The sequence below is a fragment of the Halorubrum tebenquichense DSM 14210 genome (assembly GCF_000337415.1).
GTDB classification, from domain to species: domain Archaea; phylum Halobacteriota; class Halobacteria; order Halobacteriales; family Haloferacaceae; genus Halorubrum; species Halorubrum tebenquichense.
In genome coordinates, this window is sequence record NZ_AOJD01000002.1 from 66,257 (window position 1) to 77,172 (window position 10,916).

Annotated in this window: 9 protein-coding genes; 1 reads left to right on the forward strand and 8 read right to left on the reverse strand. The window is 70.3% G+C overall.

Annotation, left to right across the window (positions count from 1 at the left end; translation table 11 throughout):
* Positions 1-85: 85 nt before the first annotated feature.
* From C472_RS00325 to C472_RS00340, 4 genes are all read right to left on the reverse strand, one after another.
* Positions 86-1,384 (reverse strand): outer membrane protein assembly factor BamB family protein, encoded by a 1,299-nt coding sequence (locus C472_RS00325; protein ID WP_006627771.1) that lies wholly within the window; start codon positions 1,382-1,384, stop codon positions 86-88.
* 54 nt (positions 1,385-1,438) lie between these two features.
* Complete coding sequence (locus C472_RS00330; RefSeq protein WP_006627772.1) at positions 1,439-2,503, reverse strand: Gfo/Idh/MocA family protein; 1,065 nt, start codon at positions 2,501-2,503, stop codon at positions 1,439-1,441.
* Between the two features lie 101 nt (positions 2,504-2,604).
* Positions 2,605-3,147 carry a hypothetical protein gene (locus C472_RS00335; protein WP_006627773.1) on the reverse strand — a complete coding sequence of 181 codons (543 nt, stop codon included), beginning with the start codon at positions 3,145-3,147 and terminating at the stop codon, positions 2,605-2,607.
* Between the two features lie 68 nt (positions 3,148-3,215).
* On the reverse strand, positions 3,216-4,985 hold the full coding sequence (locus tag C472_RS00340) for a thiamine pyrophosphate-binding protein (protein ID WP_006627774.1): 1,770 nt from the start codon (positions 4,983-4,985) through the stop codon (positions 3,216-3,218).
* Positions 4,986-5,161: 176 nt separating this feature from the next.
* Between C472_RS00340 and C472_RS00345 the strand changes: the two genes are divergently transcribed.
* A complete protein-coding gene (locus C472_RS00345; RefSeq protein ID WP_006627775.1) occupies positions 5,162-5,923 on the forward strand; it encodes a sugar phosphate isomerase/epimerase family protein in 762 nt (253 codons plus the stop codon).
* Between the two features lie 19 nt (positions 5,924-5,942).
* Here the strand turns inward: C472_RS00345 and C472_RS00350 are convergent, their stop codons facing one another.
* The 4 genes from C472_RS00350 to C472_RS16690 all read right to left on the reverse strand — a co-directional run bounded on the left by C472_RS00350 (position 5,943) and on the right by C472_RS16690 (position 10,803).
* Positions 5,943-7,928, reverse strand: a complete 1,986-nt coding sequence (locus tag C472_RS00350) for a DEAD/DEAH box helicase family protein (RefSeq protein WP_006627776.1) — start codon at positions 7,926-7,928, stop codon at positions 5,943-5,945.
* Between the two features lie 435 nt (positions 7,929-8,363).
* A complete protein-coding gene (locus tag C472_RS00355) occupies positions 8,364-9,110 on the reverse strand; it encodes a hypothetical protein (RefSeq protein ID WP_193788331.1) in 747 nt (248 codons plus the stop codon).
* Positions 9,111-9,235: 125 nt separating this feature from the next.
* Complete coding sequence (locus C472_RS00360) at positions 9,236-9,853, reverse strand: thermonuclease family protein (RefSeq protein ID WP_006627778.1); 618 nt, start codon at positions 9,851-9,853, stop codon at positions 9,236-9,238.
* 443 nt (positions 9,854-10,296) lie between these two features.
* Positions 10,297-10,803 (reverse strand): hypothetical protein, encoded by a 507-nt coding sequence (locus C472_RS16690; RefSeq protein WP_152420549.1) that lies wholly within the window; start codon positions 10,801-10,803, stop codon positions 10,297-10,299.
* Positions 10,804-10,916: the final 113 nt, after the last annotated feature.

A 10,916-nucleotide genomic window follows, 5' to 3' on the forward strand; every position in this document is an offset into this window, starting at 1 on the left:
TAGGTTCCCATCGCGGACGCGACCGCCCGAAGCGAGCGGGAGGGTGACCCCGCCGACCGGAATAACGACCGGGCGTCTCGCCGACTCAGAGGAGTCCCGCCTCGTCGGACGGCGGCACGTCCCCGAGCGCGCCGACGGCGTCGATGGTGTTAGCGGCGACGTACACCGCGCCGTCGACGAGCACCGGGGGCGTCGTGAACATCACGTCGAACCCGTCGATGTGATAGTACCAGCGCACGTCTCCGGTATCGCGGTCGAACGCGGCGACCGCGGGCCACGCGGTCTCCAGATCGAATCCCTCGTACTGGACCGGCGCGACGACGGTCTCTCGCCCGACGCAGAGCCCCTCCTGACAGCCCTCGGCGTCGAGACGCCACTCGTCTGTCCCGTCGGTAACCGCGACCGCGGAGAGGTGCTCGTCGGTCAGCCAGTACGCGGTCCCGTCGGCGACCGCGACGCCGTGGGCCTCGCCGTCGTACCCGTCGAGTACTCGGATTCGGTCTCCGGTGTCGGCGTCGTGGACCGCGAGGTCGCCGTCGGCGGCGACGAGGAGTCCCGCGGCGGTCGCGCTGGGCCCGAGCGCGACGCTCCCGACGCTCCGACGCCACACTTCGCTTCCGTCCGCGATATCGAGCCGGTACAGCGCCGAGTCCGCGGCGACGAACACGCCCTCCCCCCGGACCGCGGGCGGGTCGAGGACGGTCCCCGAGAGCGGTTCGGACCACCGTTCTTCCCCGGTCGCTGCGTCGAGCGCGGTGAGCCTCCCGTCCCTGTCGGCGTCGTGGGGAACCAGTACGAGCGACTCCGCGGGGGCGGCGGTTAGCTCGGTCCGCGAGACGGTCCCGGTCACCGTCGCGCTCCACTCTCGGTCGCCGGACTCGCGGTCGAGGGCGACGACTCGGTCCCCGAACGCGGCGACGAGGTACTCCCCGACGACGGCGGAGGTGTAGTGGGACGCCTCCTCGACGTCGACGCGCCAGCGCTCGGAGCCGTCCGTCGCGTCGAGCGCGACGACCTTCGGACCGGGGTTCGGGTCGACGTTCCCGATGTACACCTCGTCGTCGACCGCGACGGGCGGCCACCGCGTGAACGCGTCCGAGGTCCACGCGAGGTTCCCGCGCGACGGGGCGGTCGCCGCCGTCGCCGCCGTGTTCGCCCCGTCGCGCATGTGCTGCGGCCACGACCCGGAGGGCGTCGACGGGAGCGACCGATCGCCGTCGCCGAGACAACCGCTGAGTCCGGCGAACACGCCGGCGGCACCGGCCGCTAGGACCGATCGCCGCCTCACGTCCGCCGCGTGTCCTGCCGTCTCCGCCACGTTCCGTGCCGTCTCCGTCCCCTGCGAGTCACCGGACGCCGCCGCGCCGCTGCTGGAGGGCTTCATGGCCGTCTGTTTCTCCGATGGCTCCCCTAAGTGTATCGGCTCTCACCGTGCCGGTCAGTCCAGCCGCACGGCCTCGTCCCGCTCCGCGGACCGGTAGATCGCGTCGATGACGCGCTGGACCCGCAGCGCCTCCTCGACGGTGTTGATCGCGGGGGGCTCGCCCGCGGCGACGCCTTCGAGGAACGTCGCCTGCTCGGCCGCGTGGGCGTCGCCGTCACGCGTCTCGACTTCGGTGTCAGAGAGGTGGTGGCCGCCGCCGACGCCCGCCTCGTGAACCGTCAGGTCGTCGTTCGCGCGGTCGAACGTCGCGCCCGCATCGGTGCCGCGGACCACGAACTCCTCGGTGGGCGGGCGGTTCGTCGCCCACGCGACCTCCAGCGAGACGGTGCTGCCGTCGGCGGCGCGGAGGAACGCCGACGCGGAGTCGTCCACGTCGAACCCCTCGGGACCCGAGTCGTCGCCCCACATGTGGACGTACGCGTAGTCGTCGCGGCCGCCGAACTCGGAGCGCGTCTGCCCCGAGACCTCGACGACCTCGGGGTGATCGAGGAAGTAGAGGGCCAAGTCGATCGCGTGGACGCCGATGTCGATGAGCGCGCCGCCCCCGGCGACCTCCGCCGAGGTGAACCACGAGCCGCGTCCGGGGACGCCGCGCCGGCGGACGTAGTTCGCCTCGACGTGGGTGGTCTCGCCGAACCGCCCCTCGTCTTGGTAGTGGTTGATCACCTGCGCCGGCTCCGCGAACCGGTTGTTGAACCCCACCATACAGAATCCCTCGGCGTCGCGGGCGGCGTCGGCGATGCGCTCGGCGCTCTCGAGCGAGTGCGCCAGCGGCTTCTCTACGAGCACGTCGAGCCCGGCCGCCAGCGCCGCGGTCGCGTACTCCTCGTGGAAGCGGTTCGGCGTCGTGACGAACACGGCGTCGCAGTCGTCGAAGAGGGCGGTCTCGTCCTCGTAGGCGGGGACGCCGAACTCCTCGTGGAAGCGCGCGCGGGCGTCGGCGTCGACGTCCATCCCGCCGACGAGGGTCGCGCCGCGCTCGGTCAGCCGCCTCGCGTGGTGGGACCCGATGCCGCCGAGGCCGACGATCCCGACGGCGACATCGTTCGGATGCGTCATGGGCGGCGTTCACGACGACAGTTGTTAAGGCTCACGTCCGTCCGGTTCCGGGACGCGGAACCGTCCCGCTTCGATCCCGCGGCCGGCGGCCGCCCGCGGCCTCACGCGACCGGAACGGCGACGAACGCGACCGCCGCGGTGTCGACGATCGCGGTCGCTGCGGTGTCGAACACCGCGGCCGCTCCGCCGTCGACCAACGCGGTCGCCGCCCCGTCTACCGTCGCGGGGGACATCGAGTCGACGGTGTCGAGGAGGTCGCCGAGCGCGCCCGCGTTCCCGGCGATCGCGTCGCCGGCATCGAGCAGCGCCTGGAACTGCTCCGGCTCGCGGACGACGACGAACCGTCCGACCGACGCGCCGGTGACGAGCAGGGCGAGGAGGGCGAGCGCCCGCGAGATCGCGAGCAGCTTCAACAGGATCGGGATCGACAGCGCGAGCGCGAGCGCGGCGACGACCCCGGTGACGACCTCGCCGAACGACCCGCCGTCGGCGAGGTCGACGACGCCCGCGCCGGACAGGAGGACGAACCCGCCGACCCCGAGGAGCAGCGACCCCCACATGAACGCCGCCAACAGCCGCACCGGACCGTCGTAGCCCGATCCGGCGTCGTCGGGAACGTCGTCGTGGACCCACGGGTTTCGCATACGCGCACTCGGCGGTGGAACCTCATATAGATCGCTTCAGATCTCGGGAACGATCGGCGTGAAACGGCTCACTCCTCGGGCCGCGGCCCGGTCATCCACTCGCTCGCCTGCGGCTCGGCCGGGTCGGTGACGACCTCGACGAGCGCCGGGCCGTCCCGGGCGCGGGCGCGCTCGACGGCGTCGCCGACCGCGTCGCGCTCGCGGACGCGCTCCGCCGGCAGGCCCATCCCCGACGCGACCGCGACGAGGTCGAGGCCGGTCTCCGCCCAGCCGTAGCTCCCCTCGGGGAAGTCGTACGACCGCGACGCCTCCTCGCTGATGATCGCGTAGTCGTCGTTGTTGAGCGCGATCACGGTGACGTCTATCCCCTCGCTCGCCAGCGTGTGGAGCTCGTGAACGCACATCATGAGCCCGCCGTCGCCGGTGAGCGCGACCACGTCGCGGTCGGGGTTCGCCAGTTTCGCGCCCATCGCCGACGGCAGCCCGGTGCCCATCGTGGCCCACGAGCCGGGGTTGACGTACGACTGCGGCCCGAAGGCCGGGAACGAGACGAGCGTCCACAGTCGGAACCCGCCCGCGTCGGCGGTGACGACCGCCTCCTCGGGGACCGCGTCGCGCACCGCCGAGAGGACCTCGACCGACCGGAGCGGGGCGTCGTCGCGGTCGTCGTCACCCGCGTCTCCCGCAGACAGCGCCGCGAACCGCTCGCGGTCGGCGGCGCGGACGGACTCCGCGCGCTCCGCGCCGGGGGGAGCGCCGGACGCGCCGTCGGCGAGTCGTTCGTCGTCCGCGAGCCGCTCGTCGAGCGCGCGCAGGAAGCGGTCGGCGTCGGCGACGACACCGCGGTCGGTCTCGTAGCCGAAGCCCACGTCGTCGCCGTCGAGCGTGACGTGGACCAGCGTCTCGGGCATCGAGACGGACCACGAGGCGGTCGCGACCGCGTCGAGGTCGGAGCCGACGACGAGGCCGACGTCGGCGTCCGCGAGGAGGGCGCGGAGCTCCGCGCTCGCGCCGCCACAGAGGACGCCGGCCGACAGGGGGTGGCTCTCGGGGAGCGTCCCCTTCCCCTTGTACGTCGTCACGACCGGCGCGTCCAGTCGCTCGGCGGCCGCGCGGAGCGCGTCGCTCGCGCCGGACCGCCTGACGCCGCCGCCAGCGAGGACGACGGGCGACGACGCCTCACCGAGCAGGTCGGTGACCTCGCGCATCGCGTCGGCCGGCGGCCTCGGCGGGGGCGACGGGTCGCGGTCGCCGACCGCCGGCTGGGGGGTCCGGCTCGCGAGGACGTCCTTCGGAATGCCGACGCGGACCGGTCCCTGCGGGTGTTCGCGGGCGGTCCGGATCGCCTCGACGACGGCCGGCACCGCGCCAGACGGCGAGTCGACGGTGACGTTCTCCTTGACCACCGTGTCGTACGTCTCCGGCGGCGTCTCGTGGATCCCGTCGCCGCCGCGGACCGAGCGCTCCGTCTCGACGGCGAGGTGGAGCAATGGGACGCAGTCGTTCAGGGCGTTCTTCAGCCCGTTCATCGCGTTCGTGTCGCCCGGCCCGGGGACGACGCAGGTGGCCGCCATCCCGCCCGGCTCGCTCGTCTCGGCGTATCCCCACGCCTGGTGGGAGACGGCGGTCTCGTGGCGGGCGACGACGAACCGCGCGTCGCGGTCGGCGAGCGCGCGGTTCAGCGGGAGGGTCTGTTTGCCGGGGATGCCGAAGACGGTGTCGACGCCGCGGTCGAGCATGGCGTCGACGACCGCCTCCGCGACGGTCGGATCGTCGTCGCCGGCGGCGGCCTCGTCGTCTACGGCCTCGTCGCGACTGGCGGGGTCGTCCGAGTCCATACCGCGAACTCGACCGACCGGGTGTTGAAGGCTTCGACGCGGAGCGGACCGAGAGCGGGGTCGGGGAGAGAGGGGCAACGGAACCCCGCGGCGCGGACGGTCCCTGGGCGGTCGCGCCGCCGAAACGACGACGCTCCCGCCGAAACGGCTACGGTCCGGGCGCGAGAGCGACCACCATGGTCGACTGCGCCGTCCAACTGTACGCGCTCCGCGACCTCGACGCGTCGGTCCCGGATCTCCTCGAACTGGTCGCCGGCGCGGGCTTCGACGGAGTCGAGTTCGCCTACCGCGTCCGAGACGAGTCGCCCGAGACCGTCCGCGAGGCCCTCGATCGGACCGGCCTCGACGCGGCCGCCGCGCACGTCTCCGTCGACGCGCTGGAGGACGACTACCCGGCGACGATCGACTTCTACGACCGGCTCGGCGTCGACCGGCTCGTGGTCCCCTGGCTCGATCCGAGTCGCTTCGAAACGACGGCGGCCGTCGACGCGGTCGCGACCCGGCTGAGCGACCTCGCCGCCGCCCTCGATCGCGACGGGTTCCGGCTGGCGTACCACACGCACGACCACGAGTTCGTCGCGCTCGGCGGAGGGACCGACCCCCGCGCGGGCGAGACCGCTCTCGACGCGCTGCTCGCCCGCACGGACGACAGGCTCGGCTTCGAGCCGGACGTCGGCTGGGCCGCGGTCGGCGGCGTCGACCCCGCGGCGCTGATCGACCGCTACGCGGACCGGATCACGCACGTTCACGTCGCCGACGCCGACGTGGACCGGGGCGCTTCCGTCGCGCTCGGCGAGGGGGACGTGGACCTCAACGCGGTCGTCGCGAGCGCCCGCGCCGCCGACGCGACGTGGCTCGTGTACGAGCACGACGACCCGCGGAGCCCGCGGTCGTCGATCGAGCGGGGCGCGGCGGCGCTCCGGGACGCCCTGCGGTGAGTCGCTCTATCGCGGTCGGTCACTCCGCGACGTTCGTCTCGCGGACGCGGACGCCCTTCCGCCCGAGGTGGCGCATCTGCCGCTGGGCGAACTCCTCCTCGCTCGACCCGCGCGTCGCGAGGACGTAGACGAGCGCGGAGCCGGTCGGCCGCATCGTCCGGCCGGCGCGCTGCGAGCCCTGCCGCCGGGAGCCCCCCAGTCCGCTCGCGACGACCGCGAGTTCGGCGTTCGGGAGGTCGATCCCCTCGTCGCCGACGCGGGAGACGACGAGGACGTCGAGGTCGTCGTCGCGCGCGCCGTCGGTCTCTTCCGTGTTGTCGCCGTCCGCGTCGCCCTCCTCCGCGCGGAACCGCCGGAACAGTTCGGCGCGCTCGTGGTGGGGCGTCTCGCCGCTGATGAAGGGCGCGTCCAGCGCGTCCGCGATGGCGTTCCCGTGGTCGAGGTACTCGACGAAGACGAGCGCCTTCTTATCTCGGTGGGCCGCGAGCAGGTAGCGGATCTCCTCGATTTTCGCGGGATTTTCGGCCGCGACGCGTCTGCGCTCCCGGCCGTCCGCGGCGGCGTACTCGCTCTGCGCCAGTTCGTCGCGCCACGGGACGTACCGGATCTCCACCTCCGGCTCCTGAACGAACCCGGCCTCGAACAGGGAGTCCCAGTCGGCCCCGATCGGCCCGCCGATCAGGGTGTATATCTCCTCCTCGCTGCCGGTCTCGCTGACCGGCGTCGCCGAGAGCCCCAGTCGGTGTTTGCTCTGGAGTTCGGCGGTGCGGGAGTAGACGGGGGCGGTGATGTGGTGCGCCTCGTCGAAGCAGATCAGGCCCCACTCGCGGGAGTCGAAGAGGCTCCGGTGGCGGTCCATTCCGGCGATCTGGTAGGTCGCGATCGTGACGGGGCGGACCTCCTTCGTCCCGCCGTGGTACAGTCCGATGTCGGCGGGGTCGACCGTGGAGTGTTCCAGGAGCTCCTCGCGCCACTGGTCCGCCAACTCGCGCGAGGGGACCAGTATCAGCGTCTCGCCGCCGACCGCGGCGATGGTCGCGATGGCGGCGACCGTCTTCCCGGATCCGGGCGGCCCGACGTACACGCCGGACTTGCGGTCGAGGAACTGGTCGACCCACGCCCGCTGGTAGTCGCGCAGCTCGGTCGTGAGGTCGACGTCGACGGGGTCGCCGGTCGCGAGGTCGCGGTCGTCCTCGACCGGGTAGCCGGCGTCGTAGAGCGCGCGCTTGACCGCGGCGACCGCGTCCTCGTTGACCCACGCCTCGGTGTCGGAGATGGGCGCGCGGAGGTGGTCGTCGTCGAGGTGCTGGTCGGCGACGTTCCCCATCAGGTTCTCGGAGGCGGCTTCGAGGACGACGTAGCCGTCCGCGTGGGTATATAAGCGAAAGCGGTGCGCGCGCCGCCACTGGTCGCGCACCCACTCTTCGAGGTGGTCGTAGCGGCACGGCAGCACCGAGCGGAGCGCGCCCACGAGCGCGTCGGCGTCGTCGAACGGCGCGGCCCACACGTCCTCCTGTCTGATCCGGTAGAGGTAGCCGCGGGTCCCCGGCTCGGTGCCGGTGGTGTCGACGAGGTTGGCGAACTGCGAGAGCCGCGCGCGGGTGTACTGCGTCGGCCGGTCGACGACGATCTCGCGGCGCTTCGGGAACACGACGACGCGCTCGCGGCTCGCCAGCGCGCCCCAGTCGCGCGGGTAGAAGACGACGGGGTCGGCCTCGACGTCGAGTCGGTCCACGTCGCCGCGGTCGACGAGCGCGCCGAGCGCGTCGCGGGCCGCCGCCTGCGTGGTCCCCAGTCGCCGGGCGACTTCGCTCGCGGTCGCGACCGGGCGCTCCTCGGCTTCGAGCGCCTCGTGGAAGCGGTCGATCGAGAGGTCCTCCGGAGCGTCCTCGGAGTCGTCGGGGGCGGCATCCGCGTCGCTGTCGCCACCATTCCCGCCGTCGACGCCCTGGCCGACCGGGGTCTCGTCGTCGGATCCGGCGGGATCGCCGGTGTCGTCGGTCATTGCCATCGATTCGGTCGCGACGCGGAAATGGGTAGCGTCACCGGCTCGGCGCTCGCGAACCGTGACGGAACACGGTCACGACGAGGATCTTACTGCGGTGGCGCGTGCCTGCGAGCGGCCGACAGGCCGCGAGTCAGCACGCGCGAGGGAGTCGGTCGCCGGAGCGAAGCGACGGCGACCGACGAGGCTGGGGAGGTGTGAGGTGCTGTGCGGGGCGGGACTCGAAGGGGCAGCCGGGAGGCGGGCGCAGGCGACGTAAGCACCGCAGGAACGAGCGGAGCGAGTGACGAGGAGCGCAGCGAGCGTGCGCCCACCTCCCGGCTGGGGCTTCGGTGGTCTTAATCACCGAGGTCGTCGCGTAGCGAGCAGCTGGGGCTTCATGAGACTCGATCGCGTTCTCGGAAAAATCACCGTCGACCCGGTCTCGAACCCGATCTAGTCCGACGATCGGTTCCGACACCGCCGCGAGGTGATCGCCTCCTTCGAGCGGAACCGGCAGCCGCAGACGGTACAGCGCACGAACGGGTCGCCGGGCGCGGTCTCCAACCGGTGCTCGCCCACCTCGAACGGGCGCGTCACGGTCCGCGGGCGGATCCGGTCTGGAATCGGCGTCGACGCCGACTCTGAGAGCGCCGCCCGCACGGCGATGGTGTCCACGTCGACGCCGTCCCACCGCGAGGCCTCGAGCGCCGCCTCGCGGTCCGCGACCTCGGTCCAGCCGGTGACGACGACCGGCGAGTTCGTCTCCGTGTCGCTGACGACCACGACGAAGCGGACGCCGCCCTCGACGAGCGCGAACCGCCAGCCGTCGGTGCTGTTCCACCGGAGCTGTCCCTCGCGGATCGCGTCGCTCACGGTGCGCGTCGACACGTACCGGCCGGGCTGTTCCAGCCGCTCGCGGAAGTGGTCGGTCAGCGCGTAGAGCGAGGGGTCGCGCACCGGCGGGTCCGTCGGCGTTCGGGTGACGGACTCGCCGCGGGAGGGCGAATCGACCGGTCGATAGTCCGCGGCCCGGTCGGGTCGGCCGGCCCGAGCGCGGCGGCGCGCTGGCGACTCCGGCGGGGACCGGGGTCGCGCACCCGCGTCTCGGCTCGCGGCGGCGGTCGTGGAAGCGGTCCGACGCTCCGTCGATCCGGGCCCGAGGGGCTCCGCGTCCCCCGACCCGCCCTGTCGGGATGCCACTACGATACCGTACCGAGTGCGCTCTTAAGTGTGTTACGCCGACACAGGGGTGCGACCCACCGATCAGGATCCGTCGCGAGCCGCGGAAGCGACTTTATCGGTCGCTCCGCACTCGGGCTCCGGACTCACGCGAGCGACTCGCAGGCCTCGCCGTCACCGTCGGCGTCAAGGGCGTGCGGATCGCCGGCCGTGCGGTCGAGGACCGCGTTCGCCTGCGCCTGCGTGTCGAAGTCGCCGCAGTCGTAGTCGCCGTCCTCCGGGAGCGGCGGGATCTCGACGCCCCCGACCGTCTCGCCGCTCTCGTAGGCGGACTCGTCGAAGTTCCAGAGGCCGACGCCGCGCTCCCTCGCGTCCGACTCGGCGGCGGCGTACGCGTCCCGCTTCGCGAACTCGCCGTCGTACAGCCGCGCGTACCCGTCCGTCAGCAGGCGCTCGTTGAAGTCCTCGCCGTCGACGTAGAGATACGTCAACAGTCGCCCGAAGCCCCCGCGACGGTCCGCTCGCTCGTCGACGGCGACGACGACTTCCTCGCCGGCGAGTTCGGACTCGGCGAACGCCGACGCCTCGGCTCCCCACGTTCCGAGGTGTGCCCGTCTGGCGGCCGTCTCCGGGATGCCCTCGAACTCGTCGGGCGTCGTCGATCCGACGCTCGTCTCGGGCGTGTCGACGCCGAGGAGCCTGACGGTGTCGACCTCGCCGCTCGGGAACTCGACTTCCATCGTGTCGCCGTCGACGACGCGCACGACCGTGACGGTCCACGCCGTGTCGTCGGGATCGTAGGGAGAGACGCCCTCGGGGTCGTCCGGCGGGCCCTGGCTGTCAGCGGTCGGGACCGTTCCGCCGACACAGCCCGCGACGAGGAGGAGCAGGGCGAGTGCGAGCGCACCGCGGCGAGACTACATGGATAACGGTTACTGGCGAGCGGCAAAAGCAAGGGGGTGAGCCGGCGGTCGTCAGTTCGGGCAACTCCGTTTCCTGTCGCTCACGGGTGTTGAGGTTCAGTCCGCTCTATTATGAGTGATATCACATTGCTGGCATTTGTAGTATCTGTGTATAGGAAGGTTTGCTATTGGACTCTAAGCCAAGAGGACAACGCAAAGGACGAATGTGGAATGAGTCAAAATCACAATATGAAACAACCACACTGACTGAATTTGATCAGGCTGAGGAGTGACTGCTATCTTTCCTATTTATCGACTTTTTGATCTACCTCATTATCAATATCTACTTGATCAGGGTCCACATCCTTTCTTGAAATTGATTCCCATAACAGGTCCAAGATCCCGGTTAGGCCTACTTCGGATGAGCCTTCCAAGTAATCGCGATATTGTGTTTCATACAATGGCCCCGAAGATGTACTGAAATCGGTCTCCATGTAGCTCATCGGAAGAGTTCTAGCATAAAAGAGTGACAAAATGGAGGGTAATAGTAGCCAATGAACTCCAACAGACTGCTGTGTCAATAGCGTGTAAGCTAGCACCAGAATGAGGACAGCCCATATTGTGATGAAAACCTTAGAAATAGCTAATATCTGCTCCATAACAGAAATAACTCGGTCATTATGATCTATTCTTATAACATATTTTTTCATCTTCATTTCATAGTACTCAACGCGCTCATATCTATTAGTGAGAGTCAACGATACGTCATTAGGGTTTGATCTGTTCGCTATGCCTCTCGCCTCTAGCCCCATAGCAAAAGTGTTCAAAATTAGTGCTACGCTCTTGTGGCGGAGATTGTTGGTGAGTCATAGCGCAGTTTCGAGGATGGTTTTGAGTGCTTCTTTCCCCGGTTTTCGGAACACTT

Excerpts from the sequence above, each read along its gene's own strand:
- C472_RS00325 (WP_006627771.1), bottom strand. The coding sequence starts at position 1,384 with ATGAAGCCCTCCAGCAGCGGCGCGGCGGCGTCCGGTGACTCGCAGGGG.
- C472_RS00330 (WP_006627772.1), bottom strand. The coding sequence starts at position 2,503 with ATGACGCATCCGAACGATGTCGCCGTCGGGATCGTCGGCCTCGGCGGC.
- C472_RS00335 (WP_006627773.1), bottom strand. The coding sequence starts at position 3,147 with ATGCGAAACCCGTGGGTCCACGACGACGTTCCCGACGACGCCGGATCG.
- C472_RS00340 (WP_006627774.1), bottom strand. The coding sequence starts at position 4,985 with ATGGACTCGGACGACCCCGCCAGTCGCGACGAGGCCGTAGACGACGAG.
- C472_RS00345 (WP_006627775.1), top strand. The coding sequence starts at position 5,162 with ATGGTCGACTGCGCCGTCCAACTGTACGCGCTCCGCGACCTCGACGCG.
- C472_RS00350 (WP_006627776.1), bottom strand. The coding sequence starts at position 7,928 with ATGACCGACGACACCGGCGATCCCGCCGGATCCGACGACGAGACCCCG.
- C472_RS16690 (WP_152420549.1), bottom strand. The coding sequence starts at position 10,803 with ATGGGGCTAGAGGCGAGAGGCATAGCGAACAGATCAAACCCTAATGAC.